At 63.8% G+C, this 24,402-nt stretch carries 21 protein-coding genes, 1 tRNA gene and 1 other RNA gene; 12 read left to right on the top strand and 11 right to left on the bottom strand.

Annotation, left to right across the window (positions count from 1 at the left end; translation table 11 throughout):
* Positions 1-167: 167 nt before the first annotated feature.
* From acnA to EYE42_RS06795, 4 genes are all read left to right on the top strand, one after another.
* On the top strand, positions 168-2,891 hold the full coding sequence (gene acnA / locus EYE42_RS06810; protein ID WP_130990566.1) for an aconitate hydratase AcnA: 2,724 nt from the start codon (positions 168-170) through the stop codon (positions 2,889-2,891).
* A gap of 91 nt (positions 2,892-2,982) precedes the next feature.
* Positions 2,983-3,360, top strand: an RNA gene (gene rnpB / locus EYE42_RS06805) — RNase P RNA component class A.
* Between the two features lie 117 nt (positions 3,361-3,477).
* Positions 3,478-3,645 carry a 50S ribosomal protein L33 gene (gene rpmG / locus EYE42_RS06800; protein WP_089389030.1) on the top strand — a complete coding sequence of 56 codons (168 nt, stop codon included), beginning with the start codon at positions 3,478-3,480 and terminating at the stop codon, positions 3,643-3,645.
* A gap of 166 nt (positions 3,646-3,811) precedes the next feature.
* Positions 3,812-4,522, top strand: a complete 711-nt coding sequence (locus EYE42_RS06795; RefSeq protein WP_130990565.1) for a haloacid dehalogenase type II — start codon at positions 3,812-3,814, stop codon at positions 4,520-4,522.
* Positions 4,523-4,551: 29 nt separating this feature from the next.
* Here the strand turns inward: EYE42_RS06795 and EYE42_RS06790 are convergent, their stop codons facing one another.
* The gene (locus EYE42_RS06790; RefSeq protein ID WP_130990564.1) at positions 4,552-5,427 is read right to left on the bottom strand and encodes a hypothetical protein; all 876 of its coding nucleotides are present in this window, start codon (positions 5,425-5,427) and stop codon (positions 4,552-4,554) included.
* A gap of 152 nt (positions 5,428-5,579) precedes the next feature.
* On the opposite strand from EYE42_RS06790, the gene EYE42_RS06785 reads away from it, so the two are divergent.
* From EYE42_RS06785 to EYE42_RS06775, 3 genes are all read left to right on the top strand, one after another.
* Positions 5,580-5,654: transfer RNA gene (locus tag EYE42_RS06785), tRNA-Thr, on the top strand.
* Between the two features lie 73 nt (positions 5,655-5,727).
* A complete protein-coding gene (locus tag EYE42_RS06780) occupies positions 5,728-6,645 on the top strand; it encodes a manganese-dependent inorganic pyrophosphatase (RefSeq protein ID WP_130990563.1) in 918 nt (305 codons plus the stop codon).
* A complete protein-coding gene (locus tag EYE42_RS06775; protein WP_130990562.1) occupies positions 6,645-7,514 on the top strand; it encodes a TIGR01459 family HAD-type hydrolase in 870 nt (289 codons plus the stop codon). Before EYE42_RS06780 ends, EYE42_RS06775 begins: the two co-directional genes overlap by 1 nt.
* A gap of 82 nt (positions 7,515-7,596) precedes the next feature.
* On the opposite strand, the gene EYE42_RS06770 is transcribed toward EYE42_RS06775, so the two are convergent.
* The gene (locus tag EYE42_RS06770) at positions 7,597-8,235 is read right to left on the bottom strand and encodes a hypothetical protein (RefSeq protein ID WP_130990561.1); all 639 of its coding nucleotides are present in this window, start codon (positions 8,233-8,235) and stop codon (positions 7,597-7,599) included.
* Positions 8,236-8,604: 369 nt separating this feature from the next.
* On the opposite strand from EYE42_RS06770, the gene EYE42_RS06765 reads away from it, so the two are divergent.
* Both EYE42_RS06765 and EYE42_RS06760 read left to right on the top strand, forming a co-directional pair.
* Positions 8,605-9,546: a bifunctional riboflavin kinase/FAD synthetase gene (locus EYE42_RS06765; protein ID WP_130990560.1), complete on the top strand. Its 942-nt coding sequence runs from the start codon at positions 8,605-8,607 to the stop codon at positions 9,544-9,546.
* Positions 9,546-9,986, top strand: coding sequence for a YcgN family cysteine cluster protein (locus EYE42_RS06760; RefSeq protein ID WP_130990559.1), 441 nt, complete (start codon positions 9,546-9,548; stop codon positions 9,984-9,986). The genes EYE42_RS06765 and EYE42_RS06760 overlap by 1 nt, the downstream gene beginning before the upstream one ends.
* Before the next feature lie 76 nt (positions 9,987-10,062).
* Here EYE42_RS06760 and EYE42_RS15975 read toward each other — a convergent pair whose 3' ends face one another.
* From EYE42_RS15975 to EYE42_RS06735, 6 genes are all read right to left on the bottom strand, one after another.
* Positions 10,063-10,206: a hypothetical protein gene (locus tag EYE42_RS15975; protein WP_165455731.1), complete on the bottom strand. Its 144-nt coding sequence runs from the start codon at positions 10,204-10,206 to the stop codon at positions 10,063-10,065.
* Positions 10,196-10,714, bottom strand: coding sequence for a type II toxin-antitoxin system VapC family toxin (locus EYE42_RS06755; RefSeq protein ID WP_130990558.1), 519 nt, complete (start codon positions 10,712-10,714; stop codon positions 10,196-10,198). The genes EYE42_RS15975 and EYE42_RS06755 overlap by 11 nt, the downstream gene beginning before the upstream one ends.
* Positions 10,707-11,528, bottom strand: a complete 822-nt coding sequence (locus tag EYE42_RS06750; protein ID WP_130990557.1) for a hypothetical protein — start codon at positions 11,526-11,528, stop codon at positions 10,707-10,709. The genes EYE42_RS06755 and EYE42_RS06750 overlap by 8 nt, the downstream gene beginning before the upstream one ends.
* Positions 11,529-11,590: 62 nt before the next feature.
* Positions 11,591-12,541 carry an IS1595 family transposase gene (locus EYE42_RS06745; RefSeq protein ID WP_130990556.1) on the bottom strand — a complete coding sequence of 317 codons (951 nt, stop codon included), beginning with the start codon at positions 12,539-12,541 and terminating at the stop codon, positions 11,591-11,593.
* A gap of 118 nt (positions 12,542-12,659) precedes the next feature.
* On the bottom strand, positions 12,660-13,580 hold the full coding sequence (locus EYE42_RS06740; protein WP_130990555.1) for a YsnF/AvaK domain-containing protein: 921 nt from the start codon (positions 13,578-13,580) through the stop codon (positions 12,660-12,662).
* The gene (locus EYE42_RS06735) at positions 13,570-14,004 is read right to left on the bottom strand and encodes a YsnF/AvaK domain-containing protein (RefSeq protein WP_211657907.1); all 435 of its coding nucleotides are present in this window, start codon (positions 14,002-14,004) and stop codon (positions 13,570-13,572) included. The genes EYE42_RS06740 and EYE42_RS06735 overlap by 11 nt, the downstream gene beginning before the upstream one ends.
* Before the next feature lie 224 nt (positions 14,005-14,228).
* Here EYE42_RS06735 and EYE42_RS06730 point away from each other — a divergent pair, with 224 nt between their 5' ends.
* The 3 genes from EYE42_RS06730 to EYE42_RS06720 are packed head-to-tail and all read left to right on the top strand — an operon-like array spanning position 14,229 to position 19,982.
* Entirely contained in the window at positions 14,229-17,306 is a 3,078-nt protein-coding gene (locus tag EYE42_RS06730; protein ID WP_246020618.1) for a response regulator, read from the top strand.
* On the top strand, positions 17,303-18,163 hold the full coding sequence (locus tag EYE42_RS06725) for a CheR family methyltransferase (RefSeq protein WP_130990554.1): 861 nt from the start codon (positions 17,303-17,305) through the stop codon (positions 18,161-18,163). Before EYE42_RS06730 ends, EYE42_RS06725 begins: the two co-directional genes overlap by 4 nt.
* Entirely contained in the window at positions 18,156-19,982 is a 1,827-nt protein-coding gene (locus EYE42_RS06720; protein WP_130990553.1) for a response regulator, read from the top strand. The genes EYE42_RS06725 and EYE42_RS06720 overlap by 8 nt, the downstream gene beginning before the upstream one ends.
* Positions 19,983-19,995: 13 nt before the next feature.
* On the opposite strand, the gene EYE42_RS06715 is transcribed toward EYE42_RS06720, so the two are convergent.
* The 3 genes from EYE42_RS06715 to EYE42_RS06705 form a co-directional block, all read right to left on the bottom strand.
* A complete protein-coding gene (locus EYE42_RS06715) occupies positions 19,996-20,394 on the bottom strand; it encodes a DUF2147 domain-containing protein (protein ID WP_165455730.1) in 399 nt (132 codons plus the stop codon).
* Positions 20,395-20,495: 101 nt separating this feature from the next.
* Positions 20,496-22,910 carry an endopeptidase La gene (lon, locus tag EYE42_RS06710; RefSeq protein WP_130990551.1) on the bottom strand — a complete coding sequence of 805 codons (2,415 nt, stop codon included), beginning with the start codon at positions 22,908-22,910 and terminating at the stop codon, positions 20,496-20,498.
* A gap of 130 nt (positions 22,911-23,040) precedes the next feature.
* Positions 23,041-24,384 carry an ATP-binding protein gene (locus tag EYE42_RS06705; RefSeq protein WP_130990550.1) on the bottom strand — a complete coding sequence of 448 codons (1,344 nt, stop codon included), beginning with the start codon at positions 24,382-24,384 and terminating at the stop codon, positions 23,041-23,043.
* Positions 24,385-24,402 lie beyond the last annotated feature (18 nt).

The raw sequence follows: 24,402 nt of genomic DNA, 5'->3' as shown, positions 1-24,402 counted from the left end.
CGTTAATCATTTCGGCACCCCCATGCAGGCCGACGCGACACGGCGGCCAAATATGGTATGCGATTGCATACAAATTACCGTGCAACTCTCTTGCGCTGGATGGCGGCATGGGGCAAAGCAGGCGCATCCATGCCCGACCCATCCCCTTTGCAGACAGGGAGGCCCCCATGCCCATCCAGATCGGAACCGACACCGCCAAGACCCGCCGCCGGCTGACCGCGGCCGGTCGCGAATATGCCTATTACTCGATCGACGCCGCGACCGAGGCCGGGCTTGGCGATTTTTCCAAACTGCCCGCCGCGCTGAGGGTGGTGCTGGAAAACCTGCTGCGGTTCGAGGATGGCGGCTTTTCCGTGTCCGTCGATGACATCAAGGCGTTCGGCGAATGGGCCAGCCTCGGCGGCAAGAACCCGCGCGAGATCAACTATCGCCCGGCCCGCGTGCTGATGCAGGATTTCACCGGCGTTCCGGCGGTGGTGGATCTGGCCGCGATGCGCGACGGCATCAAGGCCTTGGGCGGAGACGCGCAGAAGATCAATCCGCTGAACCCGGTCGATCTGGTGATCGACCATTCGGTGATGATCGACGAGTTCGGCAATCCCCGCGCCTTCCAGCGCAACGTCGATCTGGAATACGAACGCAACATCGAACGCTATCAGTTCCTGAAATGGGGCCAGAACGCGTTCCAGAATTTCCGCGTGGTGCCGCCCGGCACCGGCATCTGCCATCAGGTGAACCTGGAATACCTGGCCCAGACCGTCTGGACCGACACCGACCAGAACGGCGATCTGGTCGCCTATCCCGACACCCTGGTCGGCACCGACAGCCACACCACCATGGTCAACGGCCTGGCCGTGCTGGGCTGGGGCGTCGGCGGGATCGAGGCCGAGGCGGCGATGCTGGGCCAGCCGGTATCCATGCTGATCCCCGAAGTCGTGGGCTTCAAGCTGACCGGCCGCATGGTCGAGGGCACCACCGCCACCGACCTGGTGCTGAAGGTCGTGCAGATGCTGCGCAAGCACGGCGTCGTCGGCAAATTCGTCGAGTTCTATGGCGAGGGGCTGGACAACCTGCCGCTGGCCGACCGCGCGACCATCGCCAACATGGCCCCCGAATACGGCGCCACCTGCGGCTTTTTCCCGATCGACGACGAAACGTTGCGCTATCTGCGCAACACCGGCCGGGACGAGGACCGGATCAGCCTGGTCGAAACCTATGCCAAGGAAAACGGCTTCTGGCGCGGCGCGGATTACAACCCGGTCTATTCCTCGACGCTGGAACTGGACATGGGCACCATCGTGCCGGCGATTTCCGGTCCCAAGCGTCCGCAGGATTACCTGCCGCTGACCGACTCGGCCCAGACCTTCGGCAAGGTGGTCGCCGACTATCGCGGGGGCGCGCAGGACGATGGCGAGGTGATGGTCAGGGACGCGCTGCGGACGGCTCCGGTCGAGGGCACGGATTACACGATCAGGGACGGGTCCGTGGTGATCGCGGCCATCACGTCGTGCACCAACACCTCGAACCCTTATGTGATGATCGGGGCGGGACTGGTTGCCCGCAAGGCGCGCCAGCTTGGCCTGAACCGCAAGCCCTGGGTGAAAACATCCCTGGCGCCCGGTTCGCAGGTCGTGGGGCAATACCTTGAAGCGGCAGGCCTGCAAGAGGATCTGGATGCCTTGGGCTTCAACCTGGTGGGCTATGGCTGCACCACCTGCATCGGCAATTCGGGGCCGCTGGGCGATCCGGCGATTTCCAAGGCGATCCACGACAACGATCTGGTCGCCACCGCCGTTCTGTCCGGGAACCGCAACTTTGAAGGCCGCATCAGCCCCGACGTGCGCGCGAACTTCCTGGCCTCGCCTCCGCTGGTCGTGGCCTATGCCATCGCGGGCGACCTGAACGTGGACCTGACCAAGGATCCGATCGGCCAGACCCCGGAAGGCCGCGATGTCTATCTCAAGGACATCTGGCCGACAAACCAGGAAATCGCCGATCTGGTCCACGCCACGGTCACGCGCGAGGCGTTCCAGTCGAAATACGCAGACGTGTTCAAGGGCGACGAACGCTGGCAGGCGGTCGAGGTCACCGACAGCGAAACCTATGACTGGCCGCCGACATCGACCTATATCCAGAACCCGCCCTATTTCCGGGGCATGGCCAGGGAAGCGGGCGTCATCAGCGACATCGACGGGGCGCGCGTGCTGGCGATCCTGGGCGACATGATTACCACCGATCACATCAGCCCGGCCGGTTCGTTCAAACCCACCACGCCCGCAGGCCAGTACCTGCTGGAACGTCAGGTCGCGCCCAGGGACTTCAACAGCTACGGCTCTCGCCGCGGCAACCACGAGGTCATGATGCGCGGCACCTTTGCCAACATCCGCATCAAAAACGAGATGCTGGACGGGGTCGAGGGCGGTTACACCAAAGGGCCGGACGGGCAGCAGACGACGATCTTCGACGCATCCATGGCCTATCAGGAGGCGGGCACGCCGCTGGTGATCTTTGGCGGCATCGAATACGGGGCCGGGTCGTCGCGCGACTGGGCGGCCAAGGGCACCAGCCTGCTGGGCGTCAAGGCGGTCATCGCCGAGTCCTTCGAGCGTATCCACCGGTCCAACCTGGTCGGCATGGGCGTCGTCCCGTTCGAGTTCCTGCCGGGCGAGAACCGCAAGACGCTGGGCCTGAAAGGCGACGAGGTCGTCTCGATCCACGGGCTGGCGGGCGATTTCAAGCCGCTGTCGCTGGTGCCCTGCACCATCCGCTATGCCGACGGCAGGGTGAAGGAAATCCAGATCAAGGCCCGTGTCGATACCGAGGTGGAAATCGAATACCTCAAGAACGGCGGCGTGCTGCACTATGTGCTGCGCAACCTGGCCGCAAGCTGATCCGGCCTGAACGCCGATCCGAAGCCCCCGCTGCCCCGCAGCGGGGGTTTTCCATTGACGCGCCTCGCCTGCCCCGCCATATCGGACGCGCGCGGAGGGCTGGATGACCGCGGCAGGGCGACCTGTCGAGGAAAGTCCGGACTCCATGAGGCGACGGTGCCGGGTAACGCCCGGCGGGGGCAACCCCAGGGAAAGCGCCACAGAGAACAGACCGCCTGCATCCGTGCAGGCAAGGGTGAAACGGCGGGGTAAGAGCCCACCGGGGGCCTGGCAACAGGCCCCGCATGGCAAGCCCCACCGGGAGCAATGCCGAATAGGGACCGCGCGCGGGGGAAACCCCGCAGGGCCGCCTTGCCCCAGCAGGTCCGGGTAGGCAGCTTGATCCGGCGGGCAACCGCCGGGCCAGAGGAATGGTCATCCAGCCGCATCATGCGGTGGACAGAATCCGGCTTACAGGCCCTCCGCGCATTCGGTCGTTTTCCCGGCGATTCGGGTTGACTTTGCCGTATCGGCGGGTAAAAGCCGGGCTTCACACGAATTCCACGGGGTCTGCGCCGCGCGATTGCCCCGAAGCAGGAGCAATGACATGGCCAAGCCGACCACCATCAAGATCCGGCTGAACTCGACCGCCGGCACGGGCCACTTCTACGTGACCAAGAAGAACGCCCGCACCATGACCGAAAAGATGACCGTCCGCAAATTCGACCCGGTTGTCCGTCAGCATGTCGAATACAAGGAAGGCAAGATCAAGTAAGGTCTTGTCCAACCGGCCCGACCGTCAGGCCGGGCAATCACAAAGGGTGCCCAAGGGCACCCTTTTTTGTTGCGCCCTTCTCTCGGTCGATGGTCCGGGTGTCGAAGGGGCTGGCGCGGCGGGTCGCCTCGTGGCAGCAAGGTTTCATGACATTGCGGAGCGTTCCATGGACCGTGCCTTCATCTTCGACGTGTTCGGAACGCTGGTTGACTGGCGGCAGGGCATCGCTGACGCAGCCCGCGAGGCGTTCGGATGCCGGGGGCTGTCCGTCGATCCTTATGCCTTTGCCGATCACTGGCGCGCCTGCTATGATCCCGCGATGGAACGGGTGCGTTCCGGAAGCCGCGGCTATGTTCCGCTGGACCTGCTGCACCGCGAGAACCTGGACCAGACCCTGACCGCCATGGGAATCGCCGATGCCTTCGACGAGGCGGCGCGGAACGCCCTGAACCGCGCCTGGGAATGCCTGCCGCCCTGGCCGGATGTCCATCAAGGCATGGACAGGCTGCGGCCCTTTGGCCTGCTTGCGCCCTGTTCAAACGCCTCGATTGCCTTATCGGCCCGGTTGGCGCGCTTTGCGGGCTTGCGGTGGGACGCGGTCCTGGGCGCCGAGATCGCGCAGGACTACAAGCCCCGTCCCGAGGTTTATCTTGCCGCAGCCCGCGCCTTCGGCCTTGGGCCGGAACAGGTGGTGATGGTGGCGGCCCACAACCGCGATCTGGCAGCCGCGCGTGCCGCGGGTCTGGGGACGGCGTTCTTTGCCCGGCCCACAGAATACGGGCCGGGCCAGGATCGTGATCTGAAGCCCGAAGAAGACTGGGATCTGGTGGCGCGCGATCTGGCCGACCTGGCCGGGCAGGTCGCCCGCCGATCCTGAGAGAAACCGCGCCGGCAGGCGGCAGAACATCATACCAGCACGAACTCCACCCCCGACAGCACCGCGATCTGCGCCACCTCGGTGCGGTACTGGTCCGTCACGCGGTCCACGGTGTCCTGCGTCCAGCCCGGCAGGTCGATCATCTGATCCAGGACGGCGGGCAGGGCGTGGGTCTGCATGACCTGGGACGAGATTGTCCGGCGCTGCGCGACCGACAGTTGATCCTGGGCCGCCAGCGCTTCCTTGAGGCAGGCCATGCCATCCTGGCCCAGGATTTCCTCCAGATACAGCGTCCCGCCCTTCAGCGGCGCGTCAGGGGGAATGTTGCCGATAAGCCGGGCGATCTCGGGCCAGATCAGGGGCACGTCCTCGTGGCACCAGATCACCACGCGGCGGCGGGGGACCGCACGCAGCAGCGCCTGGATCGGATCGCGCCAGCGCAGATCCAGCGGGCCGCAGCCCTGCATCAGCGCGTCATAGCCGCCGCCGGTAAAGATCGACAGCACTTCGGCGATCAGGCTGGCCGGGTTGCGGATCGCCACAAAGAACTCGATGTCGTGATCGGGAAACAGGTTGGCCAGCGCCGCCGCCCGCGCGCCCATCTGCGGATACAGCCCCCCCTGCCCCACCGCCCGGCCCGGCGCCCCCATGAAGGTCGGCGTGGAAAAGACCGCGCGGGCCGGCGCCTCGCCATGCAGCACGGCGTCCAGCAGGATCTGCTGCATCTCGGGCGTGGCGCGCCCCCCCTTAAGCGATGCCAGCGCCTTCTCGAACAGGCCGCCGTGGCGGTCGGGGGCGATGACGTCGGTGCCGTGCGCCGTCAACCAGTCGCGGTTCTTCAGCAGCGTTTTCAGCAGCCTGCCGTCGTCCGTCCCGTGGACCCCCAGGTGAAACACCATCTGCATCGTAGCACCGATCCTCTTGCCGCCCGAACCGGGCTGGCGCACAGTAGCGGGGCGAACCGCACAGTCAAACGGGTTTCAAACGGGTTTCGCCGCACGCGGGCGCTTGCGGAAATCGCGGCCAGGGGCTATCTGATCCTCGCGTCATGCAGCACGCCGGTTTAGCTCAGCGGTAGAGCAGCGGTTTTGTAAACCGAAGGTCGGGGGTTCAATCCCCTCAACCGGCACCATTCCCGCCCCGTTGGACATCCGCACCGCCCCGGCCTATAAGGCGCGCAAATCCAGACGCTTCACAGGTGCATCATGATCAAGGTTTTTGGCCACACCGCCCCCGACACGGATTCCACCGGATCGCCCATCATATGGGCCTGGTATCTGACCGAGGTGCGCAAGACCCCCGCCCAGGCCGTCCTGCAGGGAGAGCCGAACAACGAGGCGCTGTGGATGCTGAAACGCTGGAACCTGGACAAGCCGCAGATCATCGCGGACGTGGCGCCGGGCGATCAATGCGTGATCGTGGACACCAACAACCCCGCCGAACTGCCCCCGAGCCTGGATCAGGCCGAGGTGATCGAGATCATCGACCACCACCTGCTGGCCGGCGGCATCAAGACCCTGGTGCCAATCAACATCACCGTGCGCCCGCTGGCCTGCACGGCGACCATCATGCACGACCTGATCGCCGAGGACATGGCCCGCGCGCCCCAGGGCATCAAGGGCGCGATGCTGACCTGCATCCTGTCGGACACGCTGGAATTCCGCAGCCCGACCACCACCGCCCATGACCGCGCGGTGGCCGAAAGGCTGGCATCCGATCTGGGCATCAACATCACCGACTACGCGACCGAGATGTTCGCGGCCAAGTCCGACGTCAGCGCCTTTTCGGACGAGGGGCTGCTGCGCCTGGACAGCAAGGAATACGACCTGAACGGCAAGATGCTGCGGATCACGGTGCTGGAGACGACCTCGCCCCAGTTGATCCTGGCGCGCAAGGCCGGGCTGATGGAGGCCATGCCCCGCGTCGCGGCCGAGGACGGCGCGGACGAGGTTCTGTGCTTTGTCGTGGACATCCTGCGCAAAGAAGCGACCCTGCTGGTTCCCAACGACCATGTGCGCCAGATCGCGGAACGCAGCTTTGGCGTGACCGTGACCGGCGACAGCGTGGTCCTGCCCGGCGTGATGAGCCGCAAGAAGCAGATCATCCCGGTTCTTGCCGTCTGATGAGCCGGATCATCCTCTCGCTGGCGCAGATCGGCGGCGATTACGACGTGCTGTTCTGTGACCTGTGGGGGTGTTTGCACAATGGCGAGCACCCCTATCCTGCCGCCGTCACGGCCTTGCAGGCATTTCGCGCGCAGGGCGGCAAGGTCGTGCTGATGACGAATGCCCCGCGTCCGAACCGGTATGTCACGCGACAGCTTGACCGCATGGGCGTGCCCCGCGACGCCTGGGACATCGTGGTCAGTTCGGGCGACGCCGCACAAGAGGCGATGTTTGCAGGCCGCGTCGGACGCAAGGTCTGGCATATCGGCACCGCCAAGGACGACGGCTTTTTCGACGACATTCCCGCCGAATTCACAGACGCCCCCCCCATCACGCGGGTGCCCTTGTCCGAGGCCGAGGGGATCGTGGCCACCGGTCCCTTTGACGAGTTGACAGAAACGCCGGGCGATTACCGCGACCGGCTGATTCAGGCGCGCAACCGTGGCTTGCCCATGCTCTGCGCCAACCCCGACGTGATCGTGGACATGGGCGAGACGCGGATCTACTGCGCCGGTGCCCTTGCGGAATATTACGAGGGCCTGGGCGGCACCTCGCTTTATTTCGGCAAGCCTCATCCGCCCATCTACGACCGTGCGCGGCGCCTGCTGGATCTGGGGCCTGACGCGCGCATCCTGGCCGTGGGCGACGGCATCTTCACCGATGTCAAGGGCGCGCTGGATCAGGGCATCGACGTGCTGTTCGTGACCGGCGGCCTTGCGGCCGAGTCCATGGGCGCGGATGTGGAAAACCCGGACAGCGATCTGCTGCTGGGCTGGCTGGACAACCACGGTCTGGCGCCGCATTACAGCATCGGGCGGCTGCGCTAAGCGCCCGGCATCCCGTCCCGCCGAGAAACGGCGATGCGACGTGCTGACGCCGGCCGCATCGCCTTTCGTCAAGAAAAGGCCGTCAACCGCCGTGGTGGCGCGCCTTTCGCCGTGCCAATCCCCCTAGGACCAGAATGGGCACCATCAGCGACAGCAAGGCCGGCGGCAGTGGGACAGGCTCGATATCGTCGGCCTCGATCAGCACCGATGCGTCATGCCAGCGCATGAAACCCGAGCCCAGCTTGAACTCCAGGTGAAAATCGGTGATCGTCTTTCCTTGCAGATTGCCCAGGACATCGTCACCGAAAAAGGAAATCGTGGCGGTCGTTCCGATGAAGTTGGTCGGACCGGCGGTGATCCGCGTCCCCTTTATTTCCCCATCCGAACTGGTCAGGTAAAACGTCAGGCTTTCGATCGTGCCGCCTGCCCCCAGTCCGGGCAGCAGACTCAGCACCAGTTCCAGATCGGCCTTGTCATCGCTCAGCACCTTGTAGGGGCGCTTGTAGACATAATCCCAGGTGCCGGTATCGCCCCCGGCCAGATCCTCGGAATTTCCCGGCCCCATATCGGCGGTCACGTCAAGATCGTCGTCGAGCACGTCGTCTTCCTGATGCTCGTTGACGTTGGGAGGGGTAAAGGTAACGGTCGCCCCCAGTCCAGGGCCGGCCGAAAAAGCAAGAAAACCAGTAAAAACATAGGCTAGGGCTGCAACATTCCTCATGGTGTCCTCCATGCCTCCGGACCCACCCATCAAGCGTGCGCCTGTCGTTCCGGGCTGTCAAACGAATTCACCCCCCTGTGCTGTCCGTTCCAAAGACCGCAGACGCATCGGTTTTCCGGTCGTGCCGGCGCTGTCTATGGGTGGGCCTGATGGTTCGGATGGGGTCAGGCCGATGGTCCTGCCCGATCCTGGCCATGCGGTGCATGGAGCCAAAGACACCGCCATCGGCCATCCGAAACGGCGGGTCACGCTTGCAACCCGCAGTCTCGTGGGTGATACGGTCGTTTCTGAAAGGCAAGGCGGTCGTTCCGGCGCCAGGCCGCAAGTTCGACTGACGGGGCGCCCAGGCACCCCAGTGGGGGGCGCCCTTTGCAGATCCACCGCGACTGGACAGGACTTCCGGCAGGCGCCCGCGGCGCTTCTGTCGCCATGGGCAATTTCGACGGCGTTCACCTGGGCCACCGCGCGGTGATCGAGGCCGCGCGTCAGGCGGCCAGCGCCCCCCTTGGCGCCCCCCTTGGGGTCGTCACCTTTGAACCCCATCCCCGGCAGTTCTTTGCCCCCGACGCCCCGCCTTTCCGCCTGATGAATGCCGAATCCCGGGCCAACCGCCTGGCACGTCTGGGCGTCCAGCATCTGTTCGAACTGCCCTTTGGTCCGGTGCTGGCGGGCCTGTCGCCCGAAGCGTTCGCGCGCGAGGTTCTGGTGGCGGGGCTTGCCGTCTGCCATGTCACGGTCGGGGCGGATTTCGTCTTTGGCAAGCATCGGGCCGGACATGTCGCGACCTTGCACGATCTGGGCCAGCAGCTTGGCTTTGGCGTGACAACGGTGCCCCTGCTGGGGGCCGAGGGGCACAGCTTCAGTTCGACCGCGATCCGCCGGGCGCTGACCGAGGGACGGCCCCGCGAGGCCGAGCGGATGCTGGGCCACCTGCACCGCATCGAGGGCGAGGTCGTTCACGGCGACAAACGCGGCCGCCAGTTCGGCTGGCCCACCGCCAACATGCGCATGGACGACCTGCACCTGCCGCGCCTGGGGGTCTATGCCGTGGTCGTGGATGTGCTGACCGGCCCCGACAGGCTGTCCTGCCAGGGTGTCGCCAGCCTGGGCGTGCGCCCGATGTTCGGCCGCAATGCCCCCAACCTGGAGGTTCACCTGTTCGATTTCGACGGCGATCTGTATGGCCAGCACCTGTCCGTCGGCCTGGTCGAGTTTCTTCGTGACGAGGCCCGTTTCGACAGTGTGCAGGTGCTGATCGACCAGATCGCCGCCGACGCGGAACAGGCACGTGCGGTTCTGGCGGGCGCGTGATGCGCGACCGGTTCTGGGAACTGCGCTTGTCAGACCTGGCCCCCGACGAATGGGAGGCCCTGTGCGACGGCTGCGGGAAATGCTGCCTGAACAAGATCGAATACGAGGATACGAACGAACTGGCCTTTACCCGCGTGGCCTGCAAGCTGCTGGACGGCGAACAATGCCGTTGCAGCAGCTATCCGAACCGCCACGATTACGTCCCTGACTGCGTGGTCCTGACGCCCAGGAAGCTGGCCGAGATCGCCTGGTGGCTGCCCGTCACTTGCGCCTATCGTCTGCGCCACGAGGGCCGACCGCTGTATGAATGGCACCATCTGATCTCGGGCGATCCGGAGTCGGTGCATCGGGCCGGGGCAAGCGTGCGCGGCTGGACCGTCAGCGAGGTCAGCGTGGATGAGGAGGACTGGGAGGACTACATCATCGAGGATCTGTCCTAATCCATAAAAAAGGTGATTGTATATTTTACAAACCCATACCTTGCACAGTGCCTATCGCTCTCCCTGACAGGCTGGATCAGTCGGACGGTTTCTTGTCGTCCGGCTTCTGCTTCACGATATGCTTGAGCCGCTCTTCAAACCGTTCGTCATCGTCGTCCGTTTCAAGCTGGCGAGCGGCTTCCTTGAACTTTTCCAGTTGAGACTTGCTTTCACTCTTCATCGTTGCCCTTTCCAAAAAGCGGCATTGGAGACGTGTCAGCCCCCGGCTTCACAATTTTTAACGGCTTGCCGTCCCTTCCGGGAATGGTCCCATCCAGTTTAAGGATGTTTGCATCGAAAGTGTGAATCTGATCGACTCGCGCACGAAGTGCTGATGCCAAATGGACAGCATCTGGTGGCTTTAGCGCAACCAGCCCACTGGCTTGTATGTTCTGCGCATGCCGTCCCAAGGCTAAATCGACAGGAACAGTAAGTATATAAGAGTGTTCAAAGAAAGCAGGCAAATTATCAACAGGACTGCTTTTTACCTCACCATTTTTGCAGACCTCGGCAAGTGTGAAGCAAGACGTAACGATTTCATATTTGCCTTCTCTAGCGCCTTTAAGCACTGCCTCGCACATAACAAAGCGATTCTCCTGTCCTCCGCCCTTCAGAGGAATAGTAGTTTCCTTGGCTATGTATGCGATCCATGCGCACGCATCCCAATATATCCGCTGCGGATTAGCCATCTTCGCGAAGCTGCCTCAAAAACTTAACCGCCTCTATACCGCCAGTAAGTTGTGGATCGATGATGTCGCTGATGTCAGGGAGTTCACTATCTTCCGCAAATACATGCACATCATCAACTTCAACAGACGCAATCTTCTCCAAGTCTTTATAGCTTATCAACCCGAACACTTGCACGCGGAGACCTTTCAGAACTTCTGCAACCTCAAAGTGCCCAATGCGATCAAGGCCTCGCTCCTTGGAAACGCACTTCACTGCTTGACCGTCTAGCCGATGCCGAAGCCACACTATGGGCCTATGATACCCATCAAGTTCAACCTTTGTGATGAACCCTTCGATAGAACCTAATTCCCGATAAGATATTGGTTCAGGACTTCTAAACTGACTCAAATGAGTGAGCGCACTCGGCGCAGAAGATCTAGTAACGCTGATCGGCGGAGCGCCATCATAAGCAGATACGTCAATAATTGTCTCGGCTAAACCGTTCTCGACACGATCAACAACCTTTTCAACCTTTCCTATCAGCGCATCAGAAAAATACAAGGGTCGGCCTCTGCCCCGTGTAAGCGTGTTGATGCCAATGGCAGTAGCAGCGACAACCTCTTGTGCTCTATTGTCCACATTCATCGCATGGCGCTTAGGAAATGGGGTCACTTCAAAGGTGAGCGGAGAGTTCTTCGTAACATCGGTTACTCGCCACTCAATTTCACCCCCCTGGCCATCGGCAACCGCTTCTTCAACGCCTCGCAGAATGGCAACAAAATCCTGAATTTGAGAAAGCAGGTCCTCGACAGTCGGCGCATCATCGCCGAACATCGTCTTCCCCTTGACAGTGATTTTTATCGGTTTTGCCAATTTCTGCGCCTCCGGCGCAGATTCTACGCGCCCAACGAGTCCCGGTAAAGCACTCTCTTCCCTAAAATCCCGTTAAGAACGATCTGCGCCCGCTCTAGGTCATTGACGCCATTGCCTGCACGATTGTTGTAGCGGAACTCAAACTTTGCGGCGTAGCGGTGCAGGTGCTTCTTGCCGCAGTGCTGGTAAACACCCTTCATGCCGCGCTTGAAGATGCTGAAATAGCCTTCAATCGTGTTTGTGTGGACGGTGCCACGACCATACTCGCCTTTGCTATGCGTGGTGAAGTCGTGGTCAGCAAAGTGCGCGTCAATGCCGGTGTATTGCTTCGCCTCGTCGGTGTAGACCGTGGCTTCCTTGGCAATGTTCTCGCGCAGGATCGGTAGCAGCGTTGCCTTGGTCACATCGTCCACCACAATGCTCTTGGCGCGGCCCGTGGTGCGATCCACGAGAGAAAGCATGGCGTTCTTGTGGGCATAGCCGCGTGCGCCTTCCGCCTTCTTGTGCTTGGTGCCGATGAAGGTTTCATCCACTTCAACAACACCGCCGCCATTGCCGAAGTTTACCGCTCCATCGCTGCGCATAGCTTCGCGGATGCGGTGAGACATGAACCAAGCGCTCTTGTGCGTGATTTCCAGAACGCGGTGAAGCTGGTGACTGCTGATGCCCTTCTTGCTGGACACCATCAGGTGAATGGCTTGCAGCCACTTGTGCAGCGGAATGTGGCTTTCCTCAAAGATCGTTCCGATACGCACGGTGAACTGCTTGCGGCATTCTGCGCACTTCTTGAGGCCGTGGCGCTCGACACCTTCCGGGTTCTTCTTGGACGGCTTGGATCGAACGCCAATCAGCCCATAGACCTTGCCACCGTTTCCGCAGTGCGGGCAGACCGGACCATCAGGCCAAATAATGCTTTCGACGTGCGCGAACGCGGCGGCTTCGTCGTGCATGTAAGGTTTGGACAGGACGGACATGGCAACTTCCTCAACTCTATGCCTTCACAATAGCGGCTTGAGTTGGGTTTGTCAAATATACAATCGCCATAAAAAAAGGCCCCGCAAATGCGGGGCCTTTCCATATATCTTGGAACGATCAGATCCGGTCGCGATCCATGTCGCGGCGCACGCCGCCCTCCACGCCGTCGCGGTCCATATCCCCGTCCTTCTCGATTTCGACCTCGGTGTGGCGGACGGTGTCCGTCACGGTTTCCCGACGGGTGTCCGTGGTCTTGCGCAGGCCGATCTCCTCGACCACCCGGGCTTCCTTCTGGACCACCGCTTCCTCGCGGTATTCCTCGGCCTCGATGGTGCGGTCCTGGAAGGCATCGGCCGCCGAGACGGCGCGATCGACCGGGCGACGCTCGATCTCGACATGCTGTTCGCGCAGGTCGACGGTTTCGCTGACCGGCTCCTCGACGGTATAGGCCCGCACCCGGACGCGGCCATGGCCGGTTTCGCGCTTGCCCACGCGCAGGCTTTCCTCGACGACGGGAATGCTTTCGTCATTGCCAGTCACGTCGTTATCGCGGAGGGCATCGCGACGCATGGTCGCCATGTCGTCATAGCCGCCGGCCACGGCGCCACGGGGGGTGCCTGTGCCCGTCGCATAGCTGCTGGCCTCGTAGCCGCCCCAGCCCTCGGACCGCCAGTTTGCCTCGCGTTCGTTCAGATCGATGCTGCCCTCGTCATCCAGAATATCGAGGGCGGTTTCGTATTCGGACCCGCTCAGGCCCGTCACCGTGACCAGGCATCCGCCGCGTGACAGACCCTCGGCATAGGTATAGCGGTCCTCGTCGGGAAAGAAGAAATCGGCGAGGCCGTCCCAGAAACCCTTGTCCTGGTCATCGACCCGCGTCGCGGTCGAACCGGCCTCGCCTGCGACCTGACGGATGCGCCCGGTGGGAATGCCCGCCTCGACCAGCCGGTCCACGGCGCGCTGCGCGTCGGCCTGACTGTCGAACATCGCGGAAACAGAGCGGTTGCCAGAGGCGCCGGCGTCGTTGTCATAGGTCATCATCATCATCCTTGCTAGGTGATTGGTCCGGCTCGAGTAAGTCCCCGTCGGGGGACAGCCGCTCGATCCGGGCGGTTTGGCGACGTGTCGTGACAGGCACGTCGATGGTTTCCCTGCGTTCGACGCGGCGAATGTGAATCTCCTCGCGGAGATACAGTTCGCGCGTCACCACAAGGCGTTCTTCGACCACGGGAATGATGGTCAGGTCGCCGTTCTCGGATACATCGGGAACCGCCTCGACCGTCCGGCCGACCGGCACCCGGATCACCTCGACCTCGGAACTGAGAAGGTCGGTCGCAAGGGACTGGGTGATCTCCTCGGTCCGGGTTTCGATCCGGACGCGGCCGGTGACGACCTTGCGCGTTGTCACCAAGGCCGTTTCCTCGACAACCGGAATGGGTCCGATCTGCATTTCGTCAGGCATCCTGACCCCCTGTGGTCTGCCTGCAACAACGGCCCCCGCCGCAATGCGTTCCAGACGAAACGGATTGCGAGGCCCGGAACAAACAAAGATTGCACGGGCCTGTGTCTTTGCGCCTGGGCATCCCCTGTCCTGATCCGGAAAATGCAAGCGATCGGGGAACCTGACGCATACGACACGGATTGTTATGAGGCCTCCATATAACGGGCGCCCCTGCAGGAGAGATTGTGACAAAGACCCAGGACATGGCGATCCTCGCCGTGATCGCCGCCGCCATGGTCGGCGTGCTGGCCCTTGACCTGACAGCCCCGTTGGGAAATGCGGTCTGGCTGTTGTATATCCTGCCGATTTCCCTGGGTGCCGCCATGCGGCTGGCCGTCCTGCCTCTGGCTATCGCAGCAGCATCCTGCCTTTTTATGGGGCTGGCCTTTGCCCTGAACGATGGGGGGATCGCCCCGCAGATCGAAGCCAGAAATCGTTTGACGGCCAGCATTCTGTATCTGGGGCTTGGTCTGGCCCTGCGGATTCTGATCCGCAATCGCGAGGCTGCAAAGCGCGAATCTTGGCTGAAGTCCGGGGAATTCGCCGTTTCGGACGCCGTTCAGGGCGATCTGACCGCCCAGCAGTTGGGCGACAAGGTTCTGTCGGTGCTTGCCGGACGGACCGGCGCGCGGGCCGCGGTTCTGTATTCGGCGCAGTCGGGCAGGTTGCAGAGGCTGGCAGACTGGGGGGTCGATCGGACGGCATTGTCCGACCGCGAAACCGTCACCGACGGCCATTTGCTGCGCTGCCTGAACGAAAATCGGCCGGCGACCCTGACCCTGACGGCGGAACAGTCGCTTGGCTGGCGGTCGGGACTGGCGGGCGGGCGTGCCGCCCATGCCCTGATCGTGCCGCTTCGTCAGGGAGGCCATTCCGAAGGGGTGATGGAGTTCGGCTTTGGCGGGCCGCCCGCCAAGGGGGTTGCGGATCTGCTGGACCGCGCCGGCGAACGCATCGCCTTGGCCTTGCAATCGGCCCTGTACCGTCATCGCCTTCACGACCTGCTTCAGGAAACCCGCCACCAGGCCGAGGAACTGCGAAGCCAGACCGAGGAATTGGCCGCCGCCAACGAGGAGCTTTCCGAGCAAAGCAGCGCCCTGCTGGACAACCAGCGACGGCTCGAGGACCAGCAGGCCGAACTGGAACAGCAGAACACCCAGCTTGAAAGCCAGACCCAGGAACTGGAAAACCAGCGCGACGCCCTGGCCCGGTCCCGCCGGGACCTTGAAACGCGCACGGCGGAACTGGCGCGCGAAAGCCGCTACAAGTCCGAATTCGTGGCCAACATGTCCCACGAACTGCGCACACCGCTGAATGCCCTTTTGATCATGGCACGGCTTTTGGCGGAAAACCGCGGCGGAACGCTGACCGGCGAACAGGTCCGTTGGGCGGAAACGATCGAAAGCTCGGGCAAGGACTTGCTGGTTCTGATCAACGACATTCTGGACCTGTCCAAGATCGAGGCCGGGCGCATGGACATGACGCCGGACGAGGTGGATCCCGCCGCCGTCGTCCGAAAGCTGATGCGTGCCTTCGAAGAACAAGCCCGCAGCAAGGGACTGGGGTTTTCGGCCGACATCGCGCCCACGACCCCCCCGGTCTGGACCGACGCCACGCGGCTGGAACAGGTCTTGCGCAATTTCCTGTCGAACGCGATCAAGTTCACGGAACGCGGCCAGGTGACCCTGCGCGTCGCCCCGGATGGCGACAATATCGCCTTTTCGGTAATCGACACCGGAATAGGCATCGATCCGGACCAGCAGGATACGGTTTTCGAGGCCTTCCGCCAAGCCGACGGCACCATTTCGCGGCGTTTTGGCGGCACGGGGTTGGGCCTGTCGATCTCGCGCCAACTGGCGGACCGGCTGGGCGGACGGATCGTCCTGGACAGTGCCCAGGGACGCGGCAGCACCTTCACGCTGATCCTGCCCAAGACAACGGACCGCCCCGCCGATGGCCCGTCCCCCCTGCCCGCGCCAAAGCCCGCCGCGGCCCTGTCCGGCCCTGCGTCGGAGGAGGTCGATCTTGCGGTGCTGTCCGGTCTGACCGACGACCGCGACACCATCCAGCCCGGCGACCGGGTCATGCTGGTGATCGAGGATGATCCCGCCTTTGCCGGCATTCTGTGCGATCTGGCCCGCGAACTGGGCTTTCGCTGCGTCTGCGTGGACCGGGCCGACCATGCCGTGCCTGCGGCCCGGCGGTTCCGCCCCCAGGCCATCGTCCTGGACATCCACCTGCCCGATCACTCCGGACTGTCGGCCCTGGACCGGCTGAAACGCGATACCACGACGCGCCACATCCCCGTTCACGTCATCTCGGCCCAGGACTACACGCAAGCGGCCCTGTCCCAGGGTGCCGTGGGCTATCTTCTCAAGCCCGTGGCCCGCGACCAGCTCAAGACGGCGATCCGCAATCTGGAACATCGGCTCGAGGGTCGGTCGCGCCGGGTGCTGATCGTCGAGGACGATCCGGCACAGATGGAGGGTCTGCGCGCTCTTTTGGGCAACGACGAGGTCGAAACCATCGGCGTCGGCACCGCCGCCGAGGCGCTTGCCGTCTGCCGCAACACGACCGTGGACTGCATCGTTCTGGACATGACGCTGCCGGATGCATCGGGCCTTGACGTTCTGGAACAGCTTGACGCCGACAGCGCATCGGCCTTTCCGCCGGTGATCGTCTATACCGCCCGCGCGCTGGACGATGCCGAGGAGGCGCGGCTGCGCCGTTATTCAAAGTCCATCATCATCAAGGGCGCCAAATCGCCCGAGCGCCTGGTGAATGAGGTGACGCTGTTCCTGCATCAGGTCGTATCCGAACTGCCCGAACGACAGCGGCAGATGCTGGCGGCGTCGCTGAACCGCGACGACCAGTTGGAAGGCCGCCGCATTCTGGTGGTCGAGGACGACATCCGCAACATCTATGCCCTTACCGGCGTGTTCGAACCCCATGGCGCCACCGTCCAGATCGCGCGGAACGGTCGCGAGGCGATCGATGCGCTGGCCCGGATCAATGACGGCGCCGCGCCACGCGTCGATCTGGTTCTGATGGACGTGATGATGCCGGAAATGGATGGCCTGACCGCCACGCGCGAGATCCGCAAGATCGACCGCTGGAAGACGCTGCCCATCATCATGCTGACGGCCAAGGCCATGCCCGAGGATCAGAGCCGCTGCATCGAGGCGGGCGCCAACGACTATCTGTCCAAGCCGCTGGATGTGGACAAGCTGTTGTCGCTGACCCGCGTCTGGATGCCGCGATGACGCCGGCCCCGATCGCGGCGGGACCGGCCGAAGGCATCGAACTGGATCTGTTTCTCGAGGCGCTGCACCGTCGCTGGCATTACGACTTTCGGTCATACAGCCGCGCCTCGCTGGTGCGGCGGGCGGATCTTGCGCGCGAACGGCTGGGCTGCAAGACGCTGTCGGACCTTCAGGGGCGGCTCTTGCGCGACGGCTCGATCCTGCCCGATGTGATCGACGCCATGACCGTGCAGGTCAGCGAACTGTTCCGCGATCCCGACTATTACCTGGCCCTGCGCTGCAACGTGATCCCGTATCTGCGGACCTTCCCCTCGCTCAAGGTCTGGGTGGCGGGATGTGCCGAGGGCGAGGAACTGTATTCCCTTGCGATCCTGTTCCGCGAGGAAGGGCTGTTCGACCGCACCCTTTTCTATGCGACCGAAATCAACGGCCGGGCCCTCGCCCATGCCGAGGCCGGGGTCTATCCCATCGACCGCCTGCCGTCCTTTTCCCGCAATTATCAGCAGGCCGGAGGCACGGGCAGCCTTGCCGACCATTACACCGCGGCCTATGGACGCGTCGCCTTTGATCGAAGTCTGCGCGAAAGAACTGTCTTTACCGAACACAACCTGGCCACCGACCAGGTGTTCTCCGAGGTGCATCTGGTGTCCTGCCGCAATGTCCTGATCTATTTCGACACGCCCTTGCAGGATCGCGCCCTGGGGCTGTTCGCCGAATCCCTTGCCCGGGACGGGTTCCTGGGACTTGGCTCGCACGAAACGTTGCGCTTTTCGCCTCATGCGCGATGTTTCGCGGCCTTTGATGAACCCGCGCGGATCTGGCGCCGCATCGCTGCCGACGAGAGTATTCATGCCTGACAGTTCCATTCGCTTTCTGGTCGTTGACGATGTTGCCGAAAACATCACGGCGCTTGACGCTTTGCTGCAGCGGGACGGCCTGATCGTCGATCATGCCCATTCGGCGGCCGAGGCGCTGGAACTGATGCTGGTGCATGATTATGCCCTTGCCTTTCTGGACGTGCAGATGCCCGGTACCGACGGCTACGAACTGGCCGAGCTGATGCGATCCACCGAACGCACCCGCCCCATTCCGATCATTTTCGTCACCGCCGCCGACCGGGACGAGACGCGCCGCTTTCGCGGATACGAGGCCGGGGCGGTGGACTATATCGTCAAGCCCATCGACCCCCTGATCCTCAAGTCCAAGGCCGAGGTGTTTTTTCGGATCGGTCGCCAGGCCAAGGATCTGCAACGGCAGCGCGACGAGATGCGCCGGATCGCGCTGGACCGCGACCGTGCCGCCGATCTTCTGCGCGCCCATACCGACAACTCTCCCCTGGCCTTTGTGACGCTGAATGACGATTTGACGGTCGCCGACTGGTCACAGGGCGCCGAGCGGATGTTCGGATGGCCGGCGAACAGCCTTTTGGGGCGCCCCGCCACGGAAAACGGCTGGCTGGATGCGGCGCAGGCCGACACGATGCGGGGCTGGCTGGCCGTAGACAACAGCACCGCCCGCCATTCCGGCGAGATGCCCCTCAGCCATACCGCGCGCGGGCCGATCCCCTGCGAGGTGTATGGCTCGATCCTGGGCAACGGGGGGCGGCGGACCCTGTCGCTGCAAATCCTCGACATCGGCGAACGCAAGCAGGCCGAGGAGGTGCGGTCGCTGTTGATCCGCGAACTCAATCACCGGATCAAGAACACCTTGGCAAATGTGCAGGCGATCGCGCGTCAGGGCCTGCGCCGGGCACAAAGTCTGGACGATTTCCGAAAGGGTTTCTCGGGCCGGCTTCAGGCCCTGTCCCGCGCGCATTCGATCCTGTCGGATTCGACCTGGTCCAGCGCCCCGCTGGACCAGTTGATCGACGATCAGATCCGCGCAGGAACGCTGGACGGCGAACGGCTGCACCGCGACGGTCCGGCCGTGGAGCTTGCCCCCGAAACGATGCTGCGGATGGCCCTTGCGCTTCATGAACTGGGAACCAACGCCGGCAAGTATGGCGCTCTCAGCGTTCCGGGGGGGGCGGTTCATCTGTCTTGGACACTGGCGGGCACAGGCATCACGCTGGTCTGGCGCGAAACCGGCGGCCCCCCGGTCGCGCCGCCCCAGGGACATGGCTTCGGATCGGACCTGATCGCCGCCGTGGCCGGGGGCGAGGACGGGTCCGTTTCGGTGGACTGGCGTCCCGAGGGTGTCGAGTGGACCATCCGGCTGGCCGATGGCGTGACCGCGATCACGGCCGTCCCGGCATCGTCCGAGGTCATGGTCATCCCCGCCCCCGCCGCCGTTCAGACGGGACTGGCAGGACAGAATATCCTTGTGGTCGAGGACGAGCCGCTGGTCGCCCTGGATATCCAGGCCGAGTTGCAGGATGCCGGGGCGAAAAACGTGACGATGGCCCGTTCGGTCGAGGCCGCCCTGGCCGCGGTCGTCACCGAACGGTTCAATCTTGCGCTGCTGGACGGCAACCTCAAGGGAGAGCCGGTCGATCCCGTGGCGGTCGTGCTGCGCAAGGAAGGCATTCCGTTCTGCTTTGTTTCGGGCTATGGCCGCGAACATCTGCCGGCCGATTTCGCCGATACGCCGCTGATCCAAAAGCCGTTTCGCCCGGACGTGCTGCGCCGCACGCTGGCGGATCTGCTGCGCTCGGCCTCGCGCTGCGCGGCGGAATGACGCGACCGCGAGCCTAGTCCACCCGCCACCACGTTCCGGCGTCGCGGCAGATCATCAGGATACAGCCCCCGACCGTCAGGCGGTCGCCCTGCAGGCGCAGGCGTGCCGTGTAGCTGCGCCCGGTTTCGGGGTTGATGATGCGCCCCCTGCCATAGCCGCCGTTTCCGGTCGCCGCGATGCCTTCAAGGATGACAGCGCCCAGATCGTCGGCCCGGATCGGCCGCCCATCGGCGCCAAAGGTTTCCACAACAGTGCCGCAAAGAGAATCTTCGCAGAGACCGATCCGCACATGGCCAAAGCCCCCATCCCGGCCCGGATTGGTCTGCCAGACCCCCATCAAGGGTTCCGCCATGACGGGCGAGGCGGCAGAAATGCCGAAAGCAAAAAGGACGGGGCCAAGCGAACGGTTCATGCCGTCAAGCATAAGGAAAGGGGCGCGAATGGCAATCGCGCCCCTTTTCCGATCCGTTCGGCCGCTGAAATGGCCGACGCAGCTGCCGGCCCTTGCGATGCTCAATGGGCTACCGCACTGCCCCCCGGCAGGGTGTCGCGCGATGCCGTCCGGGCGGCCTGAGCGGCCTCCTCGGCAGCCTCGTCCCATTCGACGGGTTCGGGCATCCGCACCAGGGCATGTTTCAGAACCTCGCGGACATTGCTGACCGGAATGATGGTCAGGCCGGTCTTCACGTTGTCCGGGATCTCGGCAAGATCCTTTTCGTTGTCGGCCGGGATCATCACCGTCTTGATGCCCCCGCGCAGTGCTGCCAGCAGCTTTTCCTTCAGGCCGCCGATGGCCAGCACGTTGCCGCGCAGCGTGACCTCGCCGGTCATGGCGACATCCTTGCGGACCGGGATGCCGGTCATCACCGACACGACCGAGGTGACCATGGCGATGCCCGCCGACGGACCGTCCTTGGGAGTTGCCCCCTCGGGGACGTGGACGTGGATGTCGCGGCGGTCGAATTCCGGCGGCTTTACCCCGATTTCCGGCGAAATCGAGCGCACGAAGCTCGAGGCCGCGTCAATCGATTCCTTCATCACGTCGCCCAGTTTCCCGGTCGTCTTCATCCGCCCCTTACCCGGCAGGCGCAGCGCCTCGATCTGCAGCAAATCGCCCCCGACCGAGGTCCAGGCCAGGCCCGTGACCACGCCGACCTGATCCTCTTTCTCGGCCAAGCCATAGCGGTGGCGGCGCACGCCCAGGTACTCCTCGGCCTTTGCCACATCCACGGTCACGGACTTGACCTGACCCTTCAGGATCTCGGTCACGGCCTTGCGGGCCAGCTTGGCGATCTCGCGCTCCAGCGACCGCACCCCGGCTTCCCGCGTATAATAGCGGATCACATGGGTCAGCGCCTCGTCGGTCACCTCGAACTCGGCCTTGCGCAGGCCGTTCGCCGCGATCTGCTTGGGCAGCAGGTGCTGGCGCGCGATCTCGCGCTTTTCGTCCTCGGTATAGCCCGACAGGGGGATAATCTCCATCCGGTCCAACAGCGGCCCCGGCATGTTGTAGCTGTTGGCCGTGGTCACGAACATCACGTTCGACAGGTCGTATTCCACCTCGAGATAGTGGTCCACAAAGGTCGCGTTCTGTTCGGGGTCCAGCACCTCGAGCATCGCGCTTGCCGGGTCGCCCCGGAAATCCTGACCCATCTTGTCGATCTCATCCAGCAGGATCAGAGGGTTCGTGGTCTTGGCCTTTTTCAGGGCTTGGATGATCTTGCCCGGCATCGAGCCGATATAGGTCCGCCGATGGCCGCGGATTTCCGATTCGTCACGCACGCCGCCCAGGCTGATGCGGATGAACTCGCGTCCGGTGGCCTTGGCGACCGACCGGCCAAGCGAGGTCTTGCCGACGCCCGGCGGTCCGACCAGGCACAGGATCGGCCCCTTCAGCTTCTGGCTGCGGGTCTGCACGGCCAGGTATTCGACGATCCGTTCCTTGACCTTTTCCAGGCCATAGTGATCGGCATCGAGGATCTTTTCCGCCGCGACCAGATCCTTGCGGGTGCGCGACTTCACGCCCCACGGCAGCGCCAGCAGCCAGTCCAGATAGTTGCGCGAGACGGTGGCCTCGGCCGACATCGGCGACATCGACTTCAGCTTCTTGAGCTCGGATTCCGCCTTGTCGCGGGCCTCCTTGCTGAACTTGGTGTTCTTGATGCGCTCCTCAAGCTCGGCGATCTCGTTCTGGCCGTCCTCGCCGTCGCCCAGTTCCTTCTGAATGGCCTTCATCTGCTCATTCAGATAATATTCGCGCTGCGTCTTCTCCATCTGGGTCTTGACGCGGGACTTGATCTTCTTCTCGACCTGCAGGACCGACATTTCCCCCTGCATGGCGGCATAGACCTTTTCCAGGCGCTCCGCGACATCCAGCGTATCCAGCAGATCCTGCTTGCGATCCAAGGCGATGCCCATGTGGCCTGCCACCAGGTCGGCCAGCTTGGCAGGCTCCTGCGCCTCGGCCACGGCGGTCACCACTTCTTCGGGGATGTTCTTGCGGACCTTGACATACCGCTCGAACTCCTCGGCCACGGTGCGGACCAGGGCCGTCACCGTTGCGGGATCACCTGGCGTTTCGGCCAGCAGGATCGCGGTCGCCTCGAAATGATCGTCATTGGGGACAAAGCCGGTGATCTGCACGCGTTCGCGCCCCTCGACCAGCACCTTGACGGTGCCGTCGGGCAGTTTCAGCAGTTGCAGCACATTGGCCAGCACGCCGGCACGATAGATCCCGTCCTCGGTCGGCTCATCGACCGAAGCATCCTTTTGCGCAGCCAGCAGGATCGGCGTATCCGATTCCATCACGGCCTCCAGCGCGCGGACCGATTTCTCGCGTCCTACGAACAGCGGAACGATCATGTGGGGAAACACCACGATGTCGCGCAACGGCAGCACCGGATAGGTCGCAGCAGCAAATTCGTTCATTATGCGTTCCTTTCTGCCCGAGACCATGGACCCCGTCGTGGCGGCACACAGCCCCTGCTTGCGCACAATCTAGGGCTGCCGGGGATGGCATTCAAGTTGACCCGAAAAATGCCCCGCACTTGCCGCCCGTTCAGCGGGGAATGACGATTTCCGCGCGCAGCCCGCCCAGGCGGCGTCCGCGGCCCAGCCGCAACTGCCCACCATGGGCACGGGCCACGTCGGCGGCGATGGCCAGACCCAGACCGGCCCCCTGCCCGCCGTTGCGGTTGCGCGAGGCGTCCAGCCGGGTAAAGGGTCGCATGGCGGCGTCCAGGCTTTCCGCTGGGATGCCGGGGCCATCATCCTCGATCCCGATGCGCAGGCTGCGCGGACCAAGAACGGCGTCCAGTTCGGCCCGCGTGCCATAGCGCGCGGCATTGCCGATAAGGTTTTCCAGCGCACGGCGCAGCATGTCGCGGCGAAAGGTGGCGCGTTCCCCGGTTTCGGCAACCAGATCGTGCAGCGTCACCGGATGTCCCGCCCGCTGGGCATCGGCGACCACCGCCTCCACGAAATCCGACACCGGCGTGGGCTCGGGCGGGCTTTCGCGCGCCTCGTCGCGGGCATAGTCCAGAAAGGCAGCCACCATGCGGTCCATTTCGGCGATGTCTGACTCCATCGCGCGCAGATCCTCGGCATCCGGGGGCATGTCGGGCGACATCATCGACAGGCCCAGCCGCAGCCGCGTCAGCGGGGTGCGCAGATCGTGGCTGATCCCCGACAGCATCATCTTGCGCTGCTCGTTCTGCCGTTCCAGACGGTTTCGCATGTCCAGGAATGCGGTGCCCGCGCTGCGCACCTCGGTCGCGCCCGACGGGCGATAGGCCACGATCCGTCCCTTGCCGTAATCCTCGGCGGCCTCGGCCAGCCGCCGGATGGGGCGCAACTGGTTGCGCAGGAACACCGTGGCGATCCCCGTCATCAGGGCCGAGGTCACGACCATCAGCACCAGCAACTGATGCGGGTTCGAGGCGCTGACCCGGCGGCGGTCGAATTCCAGCGCATAGCTGACATCCCTGGCCATGGTGACGATCACCCGCCTGTCGTCCCCGGCCAGGTCGATCGCCGCGATGCCGGGTACTTGGGCGCGCAATGTCTCGATCACCACCCGTCCCGAGAGGTCGTAGAACACCCGCCGGTCCCCCTGCCCCGGCGGAGGGGGGGCCACGATGGTGATCCCCAGCGGTGCGGCAATGGCGCGTCCCGCATCGGGCTGGCCGCCAGCCCCGTCGATCCGCGCGGCCACAAAGGCCAGTTCGCGCGCCATGCTGGACGTCATCTGCCGGGTCACGTCCTCGAAATGGCGTTGCAGGAACATGACGCCCACGACCAGCGTCACCACGACCACCGGCAGGAACAGGATCAGCGCCGCGCGGCCATATATCCCGCGTGGAAAGATGCCCTTGAGCCAGTCGCCCTCGGAATGGTTTGCCATGGAAACCCCTGTTCACCG

This window comes from Paracoccus subflavus (assembly GCF_004310345.1).
Taxonomy (GTDB): domain Bacteria; phylum Pseudomonadota; class Alphaproteobacteria; order Rhodobacterales; family Rhodobacteraceae; genus Paracoccus; species Paracoccus subflavus.
The sequence above is the reverse complement of the archived record's forward strand: the minus strand, read 5'-3'. Positions and strand labels throughout refer to the sequence as shown.